Source organism: Bacillus cereus group sp. N21, from assembly GCF_016483395.1.
In the GTDB taxonomy this organism is placed as follows: domain Bacteria; phylum Bacillota; class Bacilli; order Bacillales; family Bacillaceae_G; genus Bacillus_A; species Bacillus_A pseudomycoides.
Genome location: NZ_JAEHBX010000041.1, coordinates 15,650 through 36,542, shown reverse-complemented (window position 1 = coordinate 36,542; position 20,893 = coordinate 15,650). Strand labels below are relative to the sequence as shown.

Sequence of the window (20,893 nt, the reverse complement as noted above, 5' to 3'; positions counted from 1 at the left end):
ACTTAATTAATAAATAAAAGATAGGATGAAAACAATGTACGAAATAAATGTAATGAAAACGAGGAAGCATATAAGCATCGTATTGGATACACATTGTTCTATTCTTTTTTTCATTTTAATTTGTTTTATTTTTTCAATTTTGCAGGATCAATTTGAATTTGTCCTTTCCAAGATCCAGTTACTTTTCCGATTTTATTTATATTTACATTTATCGTAAGTGGTTGTTTAAAGGATCCTTTCCCTTCAGGACCTTCAACAAATGTAACAACGCCTTCGGGTTTATCTTTATCATGAATACCTACATGTTTTAATTCTTTTCCATCTGCCATTAATTTGAATGGTAAATCATCTGTACCTTGAACAAATCCTAACTGTGATAACATACCATCCTTAGTATTATATTCAGGATTTTCTTCTTGTTGTCCATTTGCCTTACCATCACTTTTAAGGTCTAATCCAGTTGTATCAAATTCAAACGGTACTAGACTTCCATCAGCTTTTTCAATTCTATAATGAACTGATATACGTGAATCTGCAACAAATAATTCTTTAAAATGCACAGTAACACCTTGATCAGCTATTTTTTCAACTATTTTGATGTTACAAACCTATGCAACAGAACCCGTTAGAAATATGTACATGAATAACTACATATAAACTCCTTGTCCCTCTAGATAAACTACTGAATATCTCCATACAAACTCCAGATAGCGTATATAGAATAAAAACTATCAAGGAGGTTAGAAAAAATGAATTTTATAAAACGCGCAATTCTCAGTATGAAAAAACGAAAAGGAACATCATTAATTTTGATGGCTGTCTTTCTGATTGTTACAAATTTAGTGTTGGCAGGATTCACAATCCAAAATGCATCAAAAAAAGCTGCTGATGCTGCAAGAAAAAAACTGGGTGCAGATGTTACTTTGGGTCTTGATTTTGATAAATTAGGAAAACAAGCAAGGGAAACTGGAAAAATGCCTAATCCGCCGCATCTCAACACAAAAGAAGCAGATCAATTAGCGAAGTCTAAGTATGTAAAAGACTATAATTATATAACCAATACTTTCGGAATTTCGGATGGGTTTAAATTAGTAGGAGCTTCAGAAGGAGAAGGAGAAGAAGAAGGAAAAGGTAGAGCGGGAGTGGCGACTGTACGAGGAGGATCAGGTTCAGGTTCAGAAATAGATATGAATTCTTCTCTTATAATAGAAGGAGTGCGCAAGACTTTATTACAAGAAAGTTTTAAAAATGGAAAAAGTAAAATCATTGATGGGAAACCAATTACAGAAAAGATGAAAGATCAGAATGTAATTTTAATGGAAAAACGATTAGCGGAACAAAACAACTTGAAAGTAGGAGATAAGGTTAAAATTCAATCAGGCGATAAGAAGAAAACTCTTGAATTTGAAATTATTGGTATTTACGAAACGGATGAACAAGCACCATCGATGGGTGGAAATGCCCCTCCTATGATGGATCCAGCTAATAAGCTATATATGCCTCACTCTACTGTCAAAAAATTAGAGGCAGATGAAGGTGCTAGTAGTAGCATTCAAGTCGTGTACTACTTGAACGATCCACAATACATTGATGCATTTAAAAAAGAAGCAAAAAAATCTGATATTGATTTTAATTATTTTAAGTTAGATGCACATGATTCATTGTACAAACAAATGATTGGTCCTATCGAAAATATCTCTTCTACTTCTCAAATGATTATATATATTGTATCTATTGCAGGTGCTATTATCTTAGGATTAATCATCATGTTATCGATTAAAGCACGTCGTAAGGAAATGGGGATTCTATTGTCTATTGGAGAGAAAAAATGGAAAATGATGGCGCAGTTCGTAGTAGAAGTAGTATGTATTGCTATTTTAGCATTTGGATTATCCATAACAACAGGATCTAAAGTTTCTCAATTAATAGGGGATAATTTACTTTCTAATGAAATTGCTACAGCAAGCGAAGAAAAAGACAATTCACAAAATGGTAGTGTAATGATGGTTGGAGCTGGTGGTAATCTACAAAACCAAAGCGAAGATCCAATTGATAAAATTGATGTAAGTGTAACAGGAGAGGATTTAGGAAAAATGGGGGGAATTGGACTGACTATTGCTATATTAGCAACCATTCTTCCGGCATTATCTATTCTACGCTTAAATCCAAAACAAATCCTTTTAAAAGATGAATAAGGAGGCTCGGCATGGAGACAATTTTACAATTTAAAAACTTAAATTATTATTATGAAAGTAACCGAAAAAGAGTAACGATACTAGATAATGTGAATTTTTCTTTTCAAACAGGGCATTTTTACACGATTTTAGGGCCGTCTGGATCTGGCAAAACCACAGCTCTTAGCCTAGGTTGTGGTTTGGATATACCTAAAAATGGTTATGTACTGTATAAGGGTAAGGATATTCGAAAGATTGGTTTAGATCGATACCGGAATCAATATGTATCCGTGATTTTCCAATCCTATAATTTAATTACCTATATGACCGCTCTTCAAAATGTACTAACGGCAATGGAAATTACAGGTGTTCAGGTGAAAAATAAAAAGGAAAGGGCATTAGAATTATTAGAGAAGGTAGGACTTACAGAAGTAGAGGCGAAGCGAAATGTCCTGCAACTAAGTGGTGGACAACAGCAACGTGTAGCAATTGCTCGAGCGCTATCTTGCAATGTTGATATACTTATCGCTGATGAGCCAACAGGAAACCTTGATGAAGAAACCGCAAAAGAGATTATTGATTTGTTTCAGAAGCTTGCCCATCAAGAGAATAAATGTGTAATTGTTGTTACACATTCACAAGAAGTTGCAAAACAATCGGATCGAGCAATTTATTTGAGCAAGAAGCAATTAGTAGTAAAAGATATTAATAATCCTTAAATAACAAACTCCCCTATTAATAGGGGAGTTTGTTATTTAGATATTGGAATACTAACAAAAAATTGTACACCCTCTTCTACATTATTTATAGAATACCTTATACCCAGTGCTTCAAAAATTTGTTTGACGATATATAACCCTAAGCCACTCCCTCCAGTATTTCGATTTCTTGACTTTTCGATTCGATAAAATGGTTTGAAGATATGTTGTATATTCTCTTCATTAATTTTGACACCTGTATTGATGACTTGCATTTGGATGTGGTTTTGTTTAGAATCTTGGGTTAACTGTATATAGACTTTTTCGTTATGCGGTGAATACATAACTGCATTATGAATAATGTTTTTACAGGCTTTTTCTAACAGAACACAATCTGTATAAACAAAAAGGTCAGAATCAATTTGTTTTATGATTTGAATGTCTTTTTGAGAAGCAAAAAATCCGATATCTTTTGTGATTGTATCCATTAATTCTGAGAGATTTACTTCTTCTAATTGTAGTTTAAAGGTATGTTGTTCTAGTTTTGACATGCTTAAAATTTCGCGAACCAGTTGTTCCATACTTTCAATAATTTGGTGATTTTTCTTTAAGTATTGGTCACGATCTTGATAGGGACCAATATTATAGATCATCCCTTCTAGGTATCCTTTCATAACAGTGAGAGGAGTTTTTAATTCATGTGATACAATTGCAAAAAATTCTCTGCGTTTTGCTTCTATTTCTCTTTCTTTTTCAATATCGCTCTTTAATTGCTGATTCGCTTTTTGTAAATTGAACATAGCTTGTTGTAAATTAATAGACATATCGTTCAAGCTATTGGATAATTCTCCTAATTCATCCGTGGAACGAACCTCAATTTTTTCGGAGAAATCTAAGTTTGCCATCTTTTGTGCACCCTCATTAATATAAATGAGTGGTTTTGTAATAAACCTTGAATAGAAATAAGCACTTCCTATACCAATCACAAGTACAATGATACTGATATAGGGAAGAAAACGTACTAAGACTTGCGTAGCTTCATCAATAGGTTGAAATGTTGCGAACACCACAAGTGTTAAGGTAACATCTTGGAATTGAATCGGCACAGTAACATCATATGAATTACGAAGGGTATCTGAACTCCCTAATGGTGTTGCTTTGGCAATCACATGTGCTTGGGTACCTCTTTGAATAAAACTAAAAGAAGGAGAATACATAACTACGCCTTCCTTATTTTGAAGGGAAATCATTGCGTTATTTTTTTGTGCGTATTCATCAAAAAGTGGTATAGCATTTTGAAACGTAAGATCTTTAGATTTATCAATGATTTCTTCTATTCCTGTTTGAAGCTGATCTGTTTTGTATTGTTCATAAAAGGTAGGGAGAAAGAAGTATAAAGTTAAATAAATCAGGGCTGCAAAGGTCAACAGAATGAGGGATGTAGTCATAAAGAGTTTATAGGTAATTTTCTTCATCTTCATGATTTTTACGATCCTATTCATCGATTTTATAACCAATGCCCTTTACTGTTTTAATGTAGGACATATCTAATTTTTTCCGTATGTTTTTAATGTGTGTATCGATCATTCGAGTTTCTCCGTGATACTCGTATCCCCAAACCTTTTCTACGATGCTTTCTCTTGTGATTACTTTTTTCTTATTTTGAAGTAGTAGTTGCAGAATTTCGAATTCTTTTGCCGTTAAGGGGATTTCCACCTCATTTACATATACTTTATATGCATCGCAATCGACATGTATTTCTTTAAAAAATAAATGATTCTCCGTACTTTGAACATAGCTTCTCCTCAGCACTGCTTCGACTCGTCTAATCAAAACATGAAAAGAAAAAGGTTTCGTAATATAATCATCGATGCCAAGATCAAATCCCTTCATTTGATCTTGCTCTTCTTCTAACGCGGTTAACATAATAATGGGTATATTTGACTGGCTTCGAATTATTTTGGCAACTTCAAATCCATTAAGGTTTGGCATCATCACATCTAGCAGAATTAAATCAAAGGATTGCTTATTAAATTGTTTCATACCCTCTAATCCATCTGATGCAACTGTAACAGCATACTGCTGAGTCATTAAAAATTGTTTAATTAATTCCTGAATTTCTTGATCATCCTCTACCACAAGAATATGATAGTTCATCCTTATATCACCTCTTGTAGCCATTATAACCTTGCTATCTGGAGTTTATGTGGAGATGTATTAGGGTTCTGTTGCAAAGTTTTCGAAACTCAAGTACACTTTGGAAAAAGATGAACGGGAGCGTAACAAATGGGATATTTTAAAGGAAAACAATTCAAACAAGCTACTATTGTCGTTTTGCTAGGTCATCGGGATTTCAAACTCTCCGGCATGCTTCTCGTACAATAAAAGGCATTGAAACCATTCATGTCCTATACAAACAAAGGCGAAGTCTTCAAATAGGCTCCGCCTTTTCGGTGTATAACGAATTACAGGAATTATTAATGGTTGCATAACCATTTAACGATGCAACCCTAGATTCTCTATGTTTTGGATAACTTTGCAACAGAACCATATTTTGGATAGGATAGACTGTTCAACTTTTTGGCGGAAATAAAAAAATCGGATTATTAAGGGGGAACTGAACCCCGAATAGGTCCACTTTTTTTAAAGTGTCCACTATTCGGGGTTCGGTTCACTACAAAAAGAATAGCGCTTTTTTCGTAAACTAAAAAGTTATTTTAATGTCTTTTTTACAAACAAAATAAAAATTAACAGACTAATAAACCCAGATACAGCACAAAGAATAAATAGCATGTGATATCCCATGAGCTGTGAAACAAATCCTAGAAGGATAGCTCCTAAACCAATCCCTAAATCAAAAGCAGTAAAGAATGTAGCGTTCGCTACACCTCTTTTCTCTGGTGGAGTTAATCGTATAGTTGCTACTTGAAGAGCGGGTTGTGCTGACCCGAATCCAATTCCGTACAAGATGGCTGTAATAACTAGTCCAACAAGCCCTTTTGTCATTGTTAGGACTAATAGTGCGACTATCAGTGTAAAAAGTGCAGGGACAATAATGAATCCTTCCCCATGTTTATCAGATATCTTCCCTGCAAGCGGTCTAATTACTGTAAGTGTGATAGCATAAACTAAGAAAAAAGTACCAACATTAACTTGGATTTTTGCTGCAAACAGTGGTAAAAATGTTGTAATGCCACCAAAAGTAATGGATAGGAAAAATGTAACAATAGCTATTGGTAAGACTGTTTTTTCAAAAAATGATATTGGTTTTTTTGATGTATTTTGAACCGCTGGTATTTTTGTCCCAAGTGCAAATATTAATGCGATAATTGCTAATGCTGTGCATAGAAGAAATAGATAATGAAATGAAAATGATTTTGCTACCCAAAGACCTAATATTGGTCCTAAAGCCATACCTAAAGTCATTGCAAGTCCATACCATCCCATTCCTTCTCCACGACGAGATTGTGGAATAATATCAGTCACAGCTGTTCCTGTCGAAGTTGTAGCAACTGCCCAGCTGATTCCATGAAGGATACGTAATATCACTAAAAATATAACTCCTGTTACCAAATCATAAAAATACATTGTAATTGCAAAAAATAGTAGTCCGCTTATTATAAATACCCGTCGACCATACCGATCCATTAATCCTCCAATAATAGGACGAAAAATTACTGCCGAAATTGTAAACACTCCAATAATAAATCCAACTTGAGATTCACTTCCACCTAATTGTTTAATAAACATAGGTAGTGTTGGCATTAGTAAATAAAAACCACTAAATAGTAATAACGCTGTAATTGTCAGCATTATATAGTTTTTTGTCCATAAACGTTCCATTGTAATGTAATCCTTCTTTCTATCGATTTAATAAGTTGAGAATGGAAAGCTCGCATCAATTGGCTTCTTACTGTCCCAAAGTAGCGAGATAAGCAAATAAAAAAGCAGTACCACCGTTATAAAAGTGTTGGTACTGCCATATTGAGTGACAAGTATTTTGTTAATTAGAATGTACTAGCTACTTTAACAGCCTTTTCAAGCCCTGCGGCAATAATTTCTTCTGCCTTATCAGGGAATTGGTTGTGACCTTCAATTACTACTTTCTCTATATCTTTTACACCGAAGAAGCCCATCATACTTGCTACATATTTAACAGCCATTTCCATTGGGGCTTTTGGTCCTTCAGAATATACACCGCCACTTGCGTTTAATAATGCAATTTTCTTATTTCCAATAAGACCTACTGGACCTTCTGGCGTATATTTAAATGTTTTGCCCGCGCGGTTTAAGTAATCAATATATGTGTGTAGTACAGCTGGGATTGTTAAATTCCATAATGGGAAACCAAACACAACTTTATCAGCTGCAAGGAATTGATCTAAATATTTATCAGCAACAGCTACAGCCTTTGCTTCTTCTGTTGTTAAATCAAATCCTCTACTAGCCTTAAATGTACCGTTAATCATATCTACTCCTACATATGGCAATTCTTCATTGTATAACTCAAGCTCTACCACTGTATCATTTAGATGTGATTCTTTATAGCTCGCTAAAAAAGCTTCATATAATTTTACACTAACCGCTTGATCTGCTGGACGATTGTTTGCTTTTACAAATAAAACTGTTGTCATTCTCTTTTCCTCCTGTTACTCACTCTTACGTTGTTCTATATTTAATCACTAAAAAGGGTATCCCATGGTAATTGTTATTATTATGAATACAAATTTATCTTGGTTTGATGACAATGAACACATGGACTTTACAATATCTTTTTAAAACTATACTCCATTTTTCCAGCTATAGATTCAGGCGTATTACCAGTTTCTCTGAAATCATGTGTATAAATTTGTTCAAACGGACCAAAATTTACTTGCTTATAAAATTCAAAACAAGGGAATCCATCATGTCCACCATGAATCTCGACAATACCATCTTTTTTGACATGTACTATTAATAGGTAGTCAACGGGAGGTGCATATACATTTAATGGATTGCTAGCACTTGTTCTAATTTTAACAATAGGAATCATATAGAACCTCCATAGTGTATTGATTTTTTTAGCGAATCCATTTCTTTCATACTATACATAATATAGTCAATTTGATTGACTATATTATGTATAGTACAATGGAATTCGAATGAAGTCAACTTAATTGACTTTATTCAAGGAGGTTTTAAGTATGAATCATCAAGTATTTAGTGAATTGGATCTTTCATCACTTTTGTCATTATCCTTTAGTGCATTGATTAATGAACTACATGACAGATTGAGTGAATTAGGTTTTGGAGATATTAGACCTGCACATGGTTTTATGTTTAAATGTATCACCCCTGATGGAGCAACAGGTATAGAACTAGCTGAATACTTAGGGATTACAAAGCAAGCTGTGAGTAAAATGGTGGATTATCTTGAGAAAAGTGGTTATGTAATACGCCAAACTCATCCCACTGATAAGAGAGGAAAAATTATTGTTTTGACCGAACGTGGCTGGCTAGTAGTGAAAGCAAAAGAGGAGATAATAGCTGAGATAGAACAGCGCTGGATTGAAAACATAGGTGCTGAACGAATGCAAATGCTCAAAGACGATTTAACAAAATTGGTTTATGAAGCAAATGAAGGTAAATTATCATCGAGGTTAAGACCAGTCTGGTAAATATTGAGTTTATAAAGGGGACCAACCGTACGCCCATCAACTTAAGAACGGAGACAAAATGAACTTTCGTTTTCGCTTTACAAATTCGAGTTCTCTTGCAAGTTCTTCTAAAAAGACAGGTGTAACATATCATAGTAATTCTTCCGCAAATGGTTGTAGTTCATCTTGAATTGAGAGATTCATAAGAAAACGTCATCCTTTCTAATCTAGCTTGTTTAGAAAGAATAACGTTTGGGGTATTAAAATGTCTTAAGTTGATGGGCATGGGGTTCTAACATGAAATAATCATTTTAAGGTTTTTATAAACCTATTTTGTCGCTTTTCGTCCTACTAATACCCAGTACAGAGATAAACTGAAAAGGGTAACGAGTACGAGAATGAATAGGATGTTACTAAACATGGAAGCATCCACATTGTTTGTCATTCCGAAGAAACTTTTTTTCATTGCGGAATGGTCCATCATCGCTGCTGTATAGGCAATTCCGATTGACATTGCGACATTTAGTGTTAAGTTATAAAATCCGATTGCTGTTCCTGTTTTTTCTTTATCAATTGTACAAATGCAAGAGTCAAGTAATGGTGCATACATGAATGCAAATGAACTAGAGAATAGAACCATAGAGATTACGAATACAACAACAGAAGTTTTGATAAAGAATCCGCCTAATAGTAAGCTGATTATAATGCTGCACATAGCGAGCGTAATACATTGCTTGCTTCCCATAACCTTTGCAACTTTTCCTGAAAGAGCCCCAACGATAGTCGCTGCGATATATCCTGGAATTAATAATAGTGAAATTGTATCTAGCTGCAAACCGTAAATCTTTTCAAGCAAGAATGGGAATAGGAAAATATATGCTAGCTGTACAGAGTAAATGATAAATGCAACGCCAAGCAATGAGATAAACTGCTTATTTTGGAAGAATGAGATTCCGATAAACGCTTTTGAATTCTTACTAATATAAGTAAGGAACAAGGCAATTGCAACAATAAACAAGACTAGGTAAAGCCAATTGAAATCTGTAATATATAGTAGTAGAGACGCTGAAATGGCTCCGACTAGGAATAATCCTAATACATCTACATGACTGTTTTTCGCTTCTTCCTTAGGAATGTATTTTAAAATAAAAGGAAGAGTGAAAAGTGTTACTAAAGAAATTAAAAATAGAGTTGTCCAATGGAAATATGTTGAAACATAACCTCCAGTTAATGCACCGATAAGCTGTGAAAGAGCAAAACTACTTGTACTTAATCCTAAAAATTTCTTTTGTTCATCTGCAGGTAAATGCTTTGTGACAAATATTACATATAACGTTTCAGCTGATGCTAAACCAGCAGTTTGGATAATACGTGAAATAACAACTAGTAAAAACGAATGTTGAAAAATATATCCCATGACTGAACCGACACAGATTAAAATAATCCCAGCGCTAAAAAGTTTTCTAAAACTAATAGAATCCGCTAAAGCTGCGTAAACGACTGCTCCAATTCCAATCACAAGACCAGCTAATGTTGCTTGCCAGCTAACTGTTGTCGCTGAAATGTGAAAATCTTTTGCCATATCAACAGAAATAATCTTAAACGAATTGTCAATTACTAAACATAATAGAAATAACAGTAAGGTAACAGGTACTGCTTTCTTAGCACTATATTTCTGAGTTTTCTTCATGCTCACATCTTCATTAATTGTAGACATAGCTATATTCCTCTTTTCTTGTTATTCAGGGAATTGTCTTCCTGAGTCATGATTGTCTGGCCTTTAACTACCAATTGATCCTTTTGTAAAGGATAGTTTCAGTAATTTCTACACCTTTTGTTTCATATGCGAGGCTTTCTTGTGCACAGTTGTACCGATTTTTGTTCGTTCCTTCTTATGGTGTTTAAAAAGGAAGCGTTTTCATGAACAACCAAAAACATCTTACCTTTTGATTGCGCTTTCATGATGATGCATAATAACTCCTTGAACTATATAATATTGTTTGGTTATTTAAAAACTTGTATGCACTTGAATATTGAAAAGGATATCATGCCTTTCCTTCTTATGATGCTTACAAGGAAGCATTTTCATGAACAACCAAAAACATCTTACCTTTTGATTGCGCTTTCATGATGACTCTTTGGGATATACAATATTGTATAGTTGTCTAAAAACTTGTATGCATCTGAACAATGAAAAGGATATCATACCTTTCCTTTGCTCACAACCCATCTTTCTTTTGGAATTTGTCTTTTTTGTTACAAAAAAATCGCCCCCCATTATAATTGTAAGTAACCACACAAACAAGAAATAGGAGGCGATTTTTTTATCCCGCATTAACGGGCAGTAATACTCCCACCTCAAAATTCGGTGAAAGCAAAGCAGTTAGGTGGGAGATCAACTGCCCGTAAAAGCCCGATTGGTTCAACTAATAATCAGTGGGGGATGAAGAAAGCCCCCACTGATTAAAGTTTCACTTTATGAGTAACCATTCAGCTACTTTCATTCATTAATAACATGGGTCGGTTAATTCTACCAATGGACTATAGCGATTTAATCCCAGAAGATTATGTGGTAAGAGTGATCCATGACATGGTGAACAAGCGAAAACGGAAGTAGAACAGGAACAAGATAAGGGAGTAAAAAAAGAGAAAAAGAAAGTGTATCAAGAGAAACGAAAAATACATAAGAAACTGAAAGAAGACTATTTATCACGACTACAAAAATATGAGTCACATCAAGAGACTTTCGGTGATCGTAATAGCTTCTCGAAGACAGATCCAGATGCCACGCTTATGAGAATGAAAGAAGACCCCATGAAAAACGGTCAACTGAAAGCTGGATATAATGTGCAAGTAGGAACAGAAAATCAGTGTATTGTAGGATACTCTCTTCACTAAATTCCGACAAATACACGTTGTTTCATACCGCATTTGGAGAAATTAAAAGAAGCCAATAGCTCTCCACGAATGGAAATTTCTAAGAGATAATGGATTGTTCATTCGATTATTTAGATGCTTTAATCCTAATTTGACTAAATTCTATTGGTATATAGTATTTATTATAAACCACAGGGTATTTGTCGCTGATATATACACTTTCTAAAATTAAATCAAATTCCTCCCCATGGAAAATTTGGTATTTTAATGACGGAGTATTGGCGGAATTAGAACGTTTAATTTCAATGGTAGAGGAGTTAGCCAGTTCATATACTTTCTCCTCCAACATTTCCAATACTTGCTTCTCGTTATGTAAGTCAAGGTTCAATTTGGAAACGGCTTCTATTGGCATCATAGTAAAAGCAAAAGCTACTATCTTATCGTGATTTTTATACCAGCGTTCCAACGCAACCACTGCAGTCATTTGTTGATTTAATACTTGCATTGCATAGTCCGTTACTAGGTCAATTCGGAAATTAAGTTCGATATCATCTATTTTTTCCGTATAGCATTTATATAAGGGATTCCCCAGCTTCTCTAAGCCATCGCTACTTTCATTATGATGAAATCTTGTAATGAAATTTCCTTTTCCATGGATATTTTTAACCAATCCATCTTCTTGTAAAAGTGCCAAAGCATGTCTTAATGTCATTCTGCTCACACCAAATATTTTGGCCAATTCGGGTTCTGTTGGAAGTTGGCTGCCTAGAGGAAATGTTCCATCCGTGATTAATTTATACAATTGGTCATACACAATGACGAATAGTGGTTTTTTTGGTTTATTGAGTTCATGAAGTTTATTGTTCATTTTCTTATACCCCTATAGTTTTTTCAAATTCATGACGATAAATTCTATTTCTTCTCGTTTTATAGTAGTTTATTTTCTTTTTCTATTGTAGCTTACTTTTTCGCGTGAATTAATACGCTTTCAAAAATTCATTATAATTTGCACTAGGTGTATTTGTCACTCAAAATGAAGATGAACGATATTGCGGACCACATCTTCATTAATCAAGATTACGAATTTCAGTGGCTTGCGTTACATGAAGAAGAGGATGATGGGAAGGACTTCTGTTATGACCTTCGAAATCAAGCGGTTCAAACCATTTATCGGGATTAAAGAGGGTCATTGTACTTGATGCTGGAGGGAAAGCGAGTGGCAGTTTTATAGAAAGAGCCTTAAAATTATATACTTAAAAGATGGTTTCGATATTAGATCGGAGCCATTTTTTTCTAGAGGATCTAATTTGTTTTTGATACATTAATAGTTGGGAAATACAAATAAGGGGTAGAGACGTAGATATGGAATTATTTGATTATTATAAGCGAAAAGGAAAGTTTAAACTTTTTATTGGAACCGGTATTTTTCTATTTGCACTATGGTGTGTATATGGAACTTGGGGAATGGTGAATTGGGGACAAGTTATTTTTATTGTAATCGTTTCTTCTGTTTTTTTCGGAATTGGATTTTGGCAGTTACGAAAAGGGAATTTGATACAAAAGAATGCGGTGAAAAGTAATGTAACGTTTTGGGATGTCGATACGTTTGTCGTATTAGAATTGCCTAAACAGAATAAACAATTTGGTTTATATCATCCTGATGGGGGATATGTTGCTGGAACAAAGATCATTTCATCTAACATTCTTTTTTCAGTGATACCTTTTTTAAGTAATAGAGATGTTTATGGATTAGAAGCGAGTAGCGGGGAAATTCTGGCATATTTTCATACTGAAGCTGACGGGTATGATTGGGTAATCTATGATTCGAATTATAACCAAATTGGTATGTTTAAAGAGAAGATGATACAAGGATTTGCGGCGATACGTGGTTCTTTAATGACTGATAAAGTAACAAAATTGTCCGATGTAGAAGTAGAGTTTGATTTTATTCAAAGTACTCTTCGTACAACAGATGGACGTACATTAGCAATCGGTAAGCAAGGGTATATGCCTATAGAATGGAGTGAAAGGTTTATGGGACTAAATGTGCCTACTATTACATTAGGTTCCAATGCGTCTAAGAATGAAAAAATTCTAGGGCTAGGGGTGCTCCTTTATAGTTTATATACAATTGAGATTAGAAAAAATAGAGCGAGCATTTGATAGGGAAAAATAAACGAAACGATTAGAACAGAGTCCATAAAGTAATTCTGTTCTTTTTATTTATAAACCTTACAAAGATGTCACCTTTCTGTAAGATTATTAGATAGTTCATTTATTTTTTTAATGTAATAATAAAGATATAAGAAACGCTAATAAATTTTATAAATTATAGGAGAGTGTCAATCATGATCGTAACAACAACTTCTGGAATTCAAGGAAAAGAAATTATTGAGTATGTGGATATTGTAAATGGTGAAGCAATTATGGGTGCAAATATTGTTCGTGATTTATTCGCTTCTGTGCGTGATGTTGTAGGTGGCCGTGCTGGTGCATATGAAAGTAAATTAAAAGAAGCTCGTGATATTGCAATGGAGGAAATGAAACAACTTGCGAAGCAAAAAGGAGCCAATGCCATTGTTGGTATTGATGTAGACTACGAGGTTGTTCGTGACGGAATGCTAATGGTTGCTGTGAGTGGTACGGCTGTGCGTATATAAAATAAAAAAAGCATCTCATGAAATGATAGGATCATCCCCTTAGAGTAGACATACTCTAAGGGGATTTTTCATAGTTAAAAAGGTTCAACACCTAATACTTAGTCAGACGAATTACAACTATCGGCTGTTCAAAGCTATTTATATGGTGAATGCAATTATCAACTCATAGCTAAGCGATAGAATATTAGGAGTTCTACACAAGTTAAAGATTGGCGAAGAAAGTATAAAGAATTTGGTGAAATTAAAGGTATCCGTGGAAAGAATAATGGAACTCAAGGGATTCTTCATCTACTAAAAGGCACAAGTTTCATATTTAAAAAAGACATGTCTGATTACATGGCATACTAAATTTTTCAGTGTACATCGCTCGAGTTATTATAAATGAATTCAAATGAAGTGCTCGTTACAGATGAAGCTTTAGAATTCAATGGTATAATACTAAAAAACGGATATACCCAATAAATTTATCATTACTGTAATTTTAAGGGATTATACTACAAATCAGAGCCTAATGGAAAAGAAAATTCCATTCCAAAAAACAGGTAAGAGTACCGTTCTAAAAGGAGGAAAGCTTCATGCGAAATGCTGTATACGAGTTGGTTGAGACGAATGATAGTCTGCCTTTTGATGTTTCATTGAACAGTGTCAATTATGTACCGAGTCATTGGCATAACAGCGTAGAGATTATTTTTGTACTGCGCGGTACGGTGGAGGTTAGGCTAAGTCATGAGAAACGGACGCTTTCTGAGGGAGACGTGCTACTTATCAACCAATGTCATGTGCATGAGGTGATTGGCCTTGATCGGAATATTATTGCGACGTTTCTTATTCCTTTCAGTTATTTGAAGGAAAAAATAGCACGGGCAGATGAGATTAGCTTTGATTGTTATTCAGGAGATAAGGAGCGGCGTCATGCTTTAGACCTGGTGCGACGTTTATTGGCTGAGATGGTGCAGCTAATGTATCAGAAAGGTGACGCCTATGAGATCGATATGCAAATTCGAATGTTGGAAGTGCTCTCTATTCTTTTGAAGCAATTTAAGGTTTCAGCATCTGCGGGCATTATGAATGAGAAGTATATGGAGCGGATGCTTCGTATTATTACTTATATAGAAGATCATTATAAGGAGCCGATTACACTGCAGGCAATTGCTGAGCGTGAATTTTTGTCTATTCCGTATTTGTCTAAGTTTTTCAGTGATAACATCGGTCTTAATTTTCAATCTTATTTAACGAGCATTCGTTTGAAATATACGGTGGAGGAACTGCTTCACAATGGGGAAATACCTATTGCTGATATTGCTTTTAAGCACGGATTTCCGAACGCTAAGTCATTCTACACTGCCTTTAAAGCAAGGTATAACGTAACGCCAAGTGAATACCGGAAGCATTTCCGCCCAGATCTTGGTAAGAAGAAGGAACGGGAATCTTCCAATTATTTGACGTTTAATCAATCGAGCGCACTCGGAATTATTAGCCAATATTTACAGAGAAGTCCTTCGCAGCAGGTAGAAGAGATTATAGGGCTCGAAACGAAGGCATATCAGGTTAGCCTATCCGCTCACAGCAGTCCAATAAGGCATACATGGAAAAATTTGATCGCGATTGGAAAAGCAAAAGAAGGATTGCATGCGGACGTGCAGTGGCAATTGAAACGAGTTCAGGAGCGCTGCCCTTTTCGCTATTTGCGGTTTCATGGCATATTTGACGACTCTATGATGGTATACACTGAGGACGAGACAGGCAAGCCTGTATACAATTTTAGATTGGTCGATGAGCTATTTGATTTTCTCCTTTCAGTTAGAATTAAGCCGTTTATCGAGCTTGGCTTTATGCCATCTGCTTTGGCAGCGGACAAGGAGAAAAGCATTTTTTATGTAAAGAGTTATATTAGTCCGCTGAGGTCTATCGATAAATGGTGTGAGCTTGTTGATCGCTTTTTACGCCATTGTATGAATCGCTACGGCAAGGAAGAGGTAGAGTCCTGGAAATTCGAATTTTGGAACGAACCGGAGTTGAAGGCATTTTGGCCGAGAACGATGGAGGAATATATGGAGTTGTATGCTCGCACCTATGAAACTGTGAAACGTATATCGCCTCGTCTTCAAATTGGAGCGCCTGGCCGAATCATTACGATTGATGGAAGAAAGTTTTACGATGCGTTTTTTGCATTTTGCCGTGAGCGACAGTGTTTGCCCGATTTCGTTCCGCTTCATTTTTACCCGCATGAAAGGCTGAATAATCTAGAACAATGTGACGTGTTTAACGAATTGGAGTCGTTTCGGAAACTGATTGAAGAGTTTGGCGGTGTATCTCCGAATCCAGATTTTCTAAAGGAGCGACTTGCACATGAGAAAAGGTTACTTGAGAAACATGAGATGCCCGGGGCCGATTTGTATTTGACAGAGTGGAATTCGACTTCGTATCATCGCGAACTAACGAATGATACGCTGTACAAGGCTGCTTATATCGTCAAAAATATTATTGATAATTTGGACAGTATCGAAGGCTTTGGTTACTGGGTGCTAAGCGACAACATTGAAGAAACGGCTGCTTCACCGGATTTGTTTCACGGGGGACTTGGACTGATTGCTCAGCATGGTATCCCTAAGGCTGGTATGATTGCCTATGAATTATTAGCAAAGTTAGGTGATCACCTGATTGAGCGTGGTGATCGTTACATCGTTACTTCTGGCCGAGGCGGCTATCAAGTGCTTACCTTTAATTATTGTCATTTTGATGATTTGTACGCACTTGGTGATATTTCCTTTATTGATGCGGTTAACCGGTATAACGGTTTCAAGGACGTGAAGACTGTAAAGTTAGAGCTAGAGCTTACGGGTTTACCGAGCGGAAAGTATCGGATCGTTACCCGCACGCTCGGCCGAAAATATGGAAGCAGCTATGACCGCTGGGTAGAGATGGGGGCGCCGCAATCACTCTGCCTAGAGGATGTGGAATATTTGAAGGCCGGCGCTCAGCCGCGTATGACGAGTCGGTATGTTGAAGTGGAGAACAGTCACACTTGTATTTCCATTTTGGAGCCGCACGGAGTCGAGTTGATTGAGTTCATTCCTGCATGGTGACGAATTGTGTTAAATTTTAATCCCTTTTGATTCAATGATTCAAGTTGTTTACATAAAAAGATTAAATAAGGCAATAAAAGTCGATAAACCGCTGTCTCTTTGAGGACGAGCGGTTTTTTTAATAATTAAATTGTAAACGCTTTCTGAAAAAGTATGACTTATATGTTCGCTATACAGCGATTTTATTTAAAGAAACGGAGGGTTCTTCTATGTCAGCCAAAGAAAATAACGCAGGTCAGCCGTTGATTGCATACGTCTGTAACGAAGGCGGACCTACACTTGGCTATTCCATTTTATCCAAGGTTCGCATCATTGAGCAGAACGGCTCGTTTTTTAAAAACTTAAGTAAGGACGGAGTATTGAAGCCGTATGAGGACTGGAGATTACCAGCTGAAGAACGGGCAAAAGATCTTGCCACGCGGATGTCTATCGAGGAAATTGCAGGATTGATGTTATACAGTGGGCATCAAGCAATTCCAGCCACGAGTGATAGTTGGTTTGCCGGGACTTACGGCGGAAAGTCTTATGAAGAGAGCGGCGCTCAGCCGTGGGATTTGACCGATGAGCAAATCGCATTTTTGACTGAAGACCATCTCCGTCATGTTCTCATGACAACAGTTGAAAATCCGGAAACAGCCGCGCGCTGGAACAACAAGCTGCAGGTTGTTGCGGAAGGGACAAGTTTGGGCATTCCAGCGAACAATAGCTCGGATCCGCGTCACGGTTCTGATGCCAGCTCCGAATTTAACGTCGGCGCAGGAACGGCTTCACGCGTATCATTCTGGCCTGAAACGCTTGGTCTTGCAGCGACATTTGACCCTGAAGTGACACGTCAATTTGGAGAAGTTGCCTCTAAGGAGTACAGGGCACTTGGCATGACAACAGCACTGTCACCGCAAATCGATATCGCAACTGACCCGCGCTGGTTCCGCTTCAGCGGCACGTTCGGTGAGGATTCACGTTTGTCTACGGATATGGCGCGCGCTTATGTGGACGGTTTCCAAACATCAGAAGGCGAGCAGGAACTAGAAGGTGGTTGGGGATTGGATAGTGTGAATGCTATGGTGAAGCATTGGCCTGGAGGAGGAAGCGGTGAGGGTGGCAGAGACGCGCATTTTGCCTGTGGAAAGTATGCCGTTTATCCAGGAAACAATTTTAAAGAGCATTTGAAGCCGTTCATTGACGGAGCTTTTCAACTGGAGGGTAAGACGAGTAAGGCTTCTGCAGTGATGCCATATTACACGATTTCGTTTGATCAAGATCAAGTAAACGGAGAGAACGTCGGCAACTCTTATAATTCCTATTTAATTACCGACTTACTGCGGGGGCAATATGGCTATGACGGCGTTGTTTGCACAGATTGGATGATTACTGCTGATGAGTGTGGCGGCAAAGATACACTTATGACGGGCAAGTCATGGGGCGTTGAGCATCTGAGTGTTGCGGAGCGTCACTATAAGCTGTTGATGGCTGGCGTGGACCAGTTTGGAGGCAATAACGAAGTTGGCCCTGTTTTAGAGGCTTACCAATTAGGGGTATCTGAACATGGAGAGGCTTATATGAAAAAACGGTTCGAACAATCAGCGGTCCGTCTGCTTCTAAATATGTTCCGACTTGGTCTCTTTGAAAATCCTTATCTCAAGTCTGAGGAAAGTGAGAAAATTGTCTGCAATCCAGATTTCGTGAAAACAGGTTATGAAGCGCAGTTGAAGTCAATCGTCCTTCTGAAGAATAAGGGGCAGACGTTGCCGATTCAGCCAAAAAGCAAAGTATACATTCCGAAAAGGTATTTGCCCGCTGGGAAGAGCTGGTTTGGAATGCCAACACCGGAGAAACTGGAGCATCCAGTCAATCTTGACGTTGTGGCCCAATATTTCGATATTACTAATAATCCGGACGAAGCGGATTTCGGACTTGTGTTCATCCAAAGTCCGAAGTCAGGCGTGGGGTACAGTCAAGAGGATGCTGATAATGGAGGAAATGGTTATGTACCAATTAGCCTTCAATACAAGCCGTATACAGCTGAGCATGCCCGCGAACGGAGTATTGCTGGCGACCCTAGGCAAACTGATCTGCTAAACCGTTCCTATAAAGGTAAAACAGTTACAACGCACAATTCACACGACTTGGACATGGTGCTTGAAACGAAAGAAATGATGAAAGGAAAGCCGGTCGTCGTATCGATTTTACTGTCGAATCCAATGATTGTCGCAGAGTTCGAAGCGGAAGTTGATGCGATCGTATCGAACTTTGGCGTTCAAGATCAGGCAATTATGGACGTTCTGTCGGGAGCTTACGAGCCATCAGGCCTATTGCCGATGCAAATGCCGGCGAATATGAGAACAGTTGAGCAGCAGCTAGAAGATGTCGCACATGACATGAAATGCCATGTCGATTCTGAGGGCCATGTATATGACTTCGCCTTTGGACTCAATTGGAACGGTGTAATTGAAAATTCTCGTATAGCGAAGTACGGGAGAAACCAGTAACCCAATTTTCCGAAAAAAAAATGATCAAAAAAGGAGACGGTAATGATGAGTAATACAACTTCTTACGTTAATCTAGTTTCTAAACTGAGCAAGGACGTGCAAGCTGTCCAAAAAAGAGGCTTCGATTTTATCGTTAAACCAATTCCTGATTCTAATGCGATTGGTGAATTAGATCCTCGTGTTCTCCAAGTGACTTTACAAGCGGCAGAAAAAATGGCTGCGACGGAAAACCAGTCATTTGATCCGTCAGATACTCTCGGTTTTGTTCAGGGAATGCGGGCTATGATGGGATGGAACAATGACGACGTTACGAAGGGGAAAGTCGAAACCACTTATAAAACAATTGATGGAACGAATGGACCGATTCCACTGCGTATCTATACGCCTTCTAACGAAGGGATTCTGCCTGCGGTTGTCTTCTTTCACGGCGGAGGTTTCATAGGCGGCAGTGTGGATGTCGTGGAAAATCCGTGTAAAGCATTGGCAGAAAAAGCAGGCGCCGTTGTGATTTCCGTTGATTACCGTTTGGCGCCTGAACATCCATATCCAGCAGGACTGACAGATTGTTTCGAATCCGTAACATGGGTGTATGAGCACGCTGAAGAAATTCGTGTGAATCCACAGCAAATTGCCGTATCTGGAGACAGTGCGGGTGGGAATTTAGCTACGGTGTGCGCGCTCATGGATATTGAAAAGGGAACAGAGATGATTAAGCTACAAGCGCTTATTTACCCAACAGTGAATATGGCCGGCGTCCAAACTGAAGATTTCAACTGGAGCCTCGACCAATATGAGATTCGTAACTATTCTGAGCTCATCATTCCAATGATTAAAGGGTTGGCTGAAAGCGGTGAATTATTTTTCAGGCTTTACTTGCAAAGTAAAGCGGAAATCACCGATCCTCATGTTTCTCCGCTGCTTTCAGATCAATTAAGTAATATGCCGCAGACGCTAATTGCAACTGCTGAATTTGATTATTTAAAAGTAGAGTGCGAAGCTTACGCGGCAAAACTTGCACGAAGCGGCGTACCTACGAAGCTTATTCAGTACAACGGTACAGATCATGCATTTATGGATAAAATTGGTTTGTATCCGCAAGCGGAAGATTTAATAAATGAAATTGCAAAAGAGGTTAAGCGAGTATTTGCTTAATTTTATGGAGCTTGTTCAAAAGATGCGCTTTTTGAACAAGCTCTATATTTCAAGATGCATAAGGAACTTTGAATAGTTTTATGATAAAGATATCAAATGAATGAAAAGGAGAAGAGAAATC

Annotated in this window: 15 protein-coding genes and 4 pseudogenes; 11 read left to right on the top strand and 8 right to left on the bottom strand. The window is 37.1% G+C overall.

Going from position 1 to position 20,893, the window contains the following annotated elements:
- Positions 1 to 125 precede the first annotated feature (125 nt).
- A pseudogene (locus JDS96_RS20390) lies at positions 126 to 599 on the bottom strand (DUF4179 domain-containing protein); the annotation flags it as partial.
- Between the two features lie 150 nt (positions 600 to 749).
- Here JDS96_RS20390 and JDS96_RS20385 point away from each other — a divergent pair.
- Positions 750 to 2,195: an ABC transporter permease gene (locus JDS96_RS20385; protein WP_199667850.1), complete on the top strand. Its 1,446-nt coding sequence runs from the start codon at positions 750 to 752 to the stop codon at positions 2,193 to 2,195.
- Between the two features lie 11 nt (positions 2,196 to 2,206).
- Positions 2,207 to 2,893, top strand: a complete 687-nt coding sequence (locus tag JDS96_RS20380; RefSeq protein ID WP_199667849.1) for an ABC transporter ATP-binding protein — start codon at positions 2,207 to 2,209, stop codon at positions 2,891 to 2,893.
- A gap of 32 nt (positions 2,894 to 2,925) precedes the next feature.
- Here JDS96_RS20380 and JDS96_RS20375 read toward each other — a convergent pair whose 3' ends face one another.
- Positions 2,926 to 4,374, bottom strand: coding sequence for a sensor histidine kinase (locus tag JDS96_RS20375; protein ID WP_199667848.1), 1,449 nt, complete (start codon positions 4,372 to 4,374; stop codon positions 2,926 to 2,928).
- Complete coding sequence (locus JDS96_RS20370; RefSeq protein ID WP_199667847.1) at positions 4,367 to 5,053, bottom strand: response regulator transcription factor; 687 nt, start codon at positions 5,051 to 5,053, stop codon at positions 4,367 to 4,369. The genes JDS96_RS20375 and JDS96_RS20370 overlap by 8 nt, the downstream gene beginning before the upstream one ends.
- A 149-nt stretch (positions 5,054 to 5,202) precedes the next feature.
- On the opposite strand from JDS96_RS20370, the pseudogene JDS96_RS32270 reads away from it, so the two are divergent.
- A pseudogene (locus JDS96_RS32270) lies at positions 5,203 to 5,364 on the top strand (IS6 family transposase); the annotation flags it as partial.
- Between the two features lie 220 nt (positions 5,365 to 5,584).
- Here JDS96_RS32270 and JDS96_RS20365 read toward each other — a convergent pair.
- The 3 genes and pseudogenes from JDS96_RS20365 to JDS96_RS20355 form a co-directional block, all read right to left on the bottom strand.
- Positions 5,585 to 6,715, bottom strand: a complete 1,131-nt coding sequence (locus JDS96_RS20365) for an MFS transporter (RefSeq protein ID WP_199667846.1) — start codon at positions 6,713 to 6,715, stop codon at positions 5,585 to 5,587.
- A 164-nt stretch (positions 6,716 to 6,879) separates the two neighbouring features.
- Entirely contained in the window at positions 6,880 to 7,506 is a 627-nt protein-coding gene (locus tag JDS96_RS20360; protein WP_199667845.1) for an FMN-dependent NADH-azoreductase, read from the bottom strand.
- Between the two features lie 128 nt (positions 7,507 to 7,634).
- Positions 7,635 to 7,889: pseudogene (locus tag JDS96_RS20355) on the bottom strand (DUF3238 domain-containing protein); the annotation flags it as partial.
- A 166-nt stretch (positions 7,890 to 8,055) separates the two neighbouring features.
- Between JDS96_RS20355 and JDS96_RS20350 the strand changes: the two are divergent.
- Positions 8,056 to 8,529 carry a MarR family winged helix-turn-helix transcriptional regulator gene (locus JDS96_RS20350; RefSeq protein WP_097836624.1) on the top strand — a complete coding sequence of 158 codons (474 nt, stop codon included), beginning with the start codon at positions 8,056 to 8,058 and terminating at the stop codon, positions 8,527 to 8,529.
- 307 nt (positions 8,530 to 8,836) lie between these two features.
- Here the strand turns inward: JDS96_RS20350 and JDS96_RS20345 are convergent, their stop codons facing one another.
- The gene (locus tag JDS96_RS20345) at positions 8,837 to 10,225 is read right to left on the bottom strand and encodes an MFS transporter (RefSeq protein ID WP_018766949.1); all 1,389 of its coding nucleotides are present in this window, start codon (positions 10,223 to 10,225) and stop codon (positions 8,837 to 8,839) included.
- A gap of 965 nt (positions 10,226 to 11,190) precedes the next feature.
- On the opposite strand from JDS96_RS20345, the pseudogene JDS96_RS20340 reads away from it, so the two are divergent.
- Positions 11,191 to 11,403, top strand: a pseudogene (locus JDS96_RS20340) (IS5/IS1182 family transposase); the annotation flags it as partial.
- A 109-nt stretch (positions 11,404 to 11,512) separates the two neighbouring features.
- On the opposite strand, the gene JDS96_RS20335 reads toward JDS96_RS20340, so the two are convergent.
- Complete coding sequence (locus JDS96_RS20335; RefSeq protein ID WP_199667844.1) at positions 11,513 to 12,253, bottom strand: GntR family transcriptional regulator; 741 nt, start codon at positions 12,251 to 12,253, stop codon at positions 11,513 to 11,515.
- Between the two features lie 165 nt (positions 12,254 to 12,418).
- Here JDS96_RS20335 and JDS96_RS20330 point away from each other — a divergent pair, with 165 nt between their 5' ends.
- From JDS96_RS20330 to JDS96_RS20305, 6 genes are all read left to right on the top strand, one after another.
- On the top strand, positions 12,419 to 12,565 hold the full coding sequence (locus JDS96_RS20330) for a hypothetical protein (RefSeq protein WP_018782901.1): 147 nt from the start codon (positions 12,419 to 12,421) through the stop codon (positions 12,563 to 12,565).
- A gap of 182 nt (positions 12,566 to 12,747) precedes the next feature.
- Positions 12,748 to 13,548: an ABC transporter ATP-binding protein gene (locus JDS96_RS20325; protein ID WP_199667843.1), complete on the top strand. Its 801-nt coding sequence runs from the start codon at positions 12,748 to 12,750 to the stop codon at positions 13,546 to 13,548.
- A gap of 185 nt (positions 13,549 to 13,733) precedes the next feature.
- Positions 13,734 to 14,045: a heavy metal-binding domain-containing protein gene (locus JDS96_RS20320; protein ID WP_006093801.1), complete on the top strand. Its 312-nt coding sequence runs from the start codon at positions 13,734 to 13,736 to the stop codon at positions 14,043 to 14,045.
- A gap of 575 nt (positions 14,046 to 14,620) precedes the next feature.
- Entirely contained in the window at positions 14,621 to 17,131 is a 2,511-nt protein-coding gene (locus JDS96_RS20315) for a GH39 family glycosyl hydrolase (protein WP_199667842.1), read from the top strand.
- Between the two features lie 209 nt (positions 17,132 to 17,340).
- Entirely contained in the window at positions 17,341 to 19,620 is a 2,280-nt protein-coding gene (locus tag JDS96_RS20310; protein ID WP_199667841.1) for a glycoside hydrolase family 3 protein, read from the top strand.
- Positions 19,621 to 19,665: 45 nt separating this feature from the next.
- Positions 19,666 to 20,772: an alpha/beta hydrolase gene (locus JDS96_RS20305; protein ID WP_199667840.1), complete on the top strand. Its 1,107-nt coding sequence runs from the start codon at positions 19,666 to 19,668 to the stop codon at positions 20,770 to 20,772.
- Positions 20,773 to 20,893: the final 121 nt, after the last annotated feature.

What these genes read in the sequence shown, in the direction of transcription:
- JDS96_RS20385 (WP_199667850.1), top strand. Translation starts at nt 750, where the DNA reads ATGAATTTTATAAAACGCGCAATTCTCAGTATGAAAAAACGAAAAGGA.
- JDS96_RS20380 (WP_199667849.1), top strand. Translation starts at nt 2,207, where the DNA reads ATGGAGACAATTTTACAATTTAAAAACTTAAATTATTATTATGAAAGT.
- JDS96_RS20375 (WP_199667848.1), bottom strand. Translation starts at nt 4,374, where the DNA reads ATGAATAGGATCGTAAAAATCATGAAGATGAAGAAAATTACCTATAAA.
- JDS96_RS20370 (WP_199667847.1), bottom strand. Translation starts at nt 5,053, where the DNA reads ATGGCTACAAGAGGTGATATAAGGATGAACTATCATATTCTTGTGGTA.
- JDS96_RS20365 (WP_199667846.1), bottom strand. Translation starts at nt 6,715, where the DNA reads ATGGAACGTTTATGGACAAAAAACTATATAATGCTGACAATTACAGCG.
- JDS96_RS20360 (WP_199667845.1), bottom strand. Translation starts at nt 7,506, where the DNA reads ATGACAACAGTTTTATTTGTAAAAGCAAACAATCGTCCAGCAGATCAA.
- JDS96_RS20350 (WP_097836624.1), top strand. Translation starts at nt 8,056, where the DNA reads ATGAATCATCAAGTATTTAGTGAATTGGATCTTTCATCACTTTTGTCA.
- JDS96_RS20345 (WP_018766949.1), bottom strand. Translation starts at nt 10,225, where the DNA reads ATGTCTACAATTAATGAAGATGTGAGCATGAAGAAAACTCAGAAATAT.
- JDS96_RS20335 (WP_199667844.1), bottom strand. Translation starts at nt 12,253, where the DNA reads ATGAACAATAAACTTCATGAACTCAATAAACCAAAAAAACCACTATTC.
- JDS96_RS20330 (WP_018782901.1), top strand. Translation starts at nt 12,419, where the DNA reads ATGAAGATGAACGATATTGCGGACCACATCTTCATTAATCAAGATTAC.
- JDS96_RS20325 (WP_199667843.1), top strand. Translation starts at nt 12,748, where the DNA reads ATGGAATTATTTGATTATTATAAGCGAAAAGGAAAGTTTAAACTTTTT.
- JDS96_RS20320 (WP_006093801.1), top strand. Translation starts at nt 13,734, where the DNA reads ATGATCGTAACAACAACTTCTGGAATTCAAGGAAAAGAAATTATTGAG.
- JDS96_RS20315 (WP_199667842.1), top strand. Translation starts at nt 14,621, where the DNA reads ATGCGAAATGCTGTATACGAGTTGGTTGAGACGAATGATAGTCTGCCT.
- JDS96_RS20310 (WP_199667841.1), top strand. Translation starts at nt 17,341, where the DNA reads ATGTCAGCCAAAGAAAATAACGCAGGTCAGCCGTTGATTGCATACGTC.
- JDS96_RS20305 (WP_199667840.1), top strand. Translation starts at nt 19,666, where the DNA reads ATGAGTAATACAACTTCTTACGTTAATCTAGTTTCTAAACTGAGCAAG.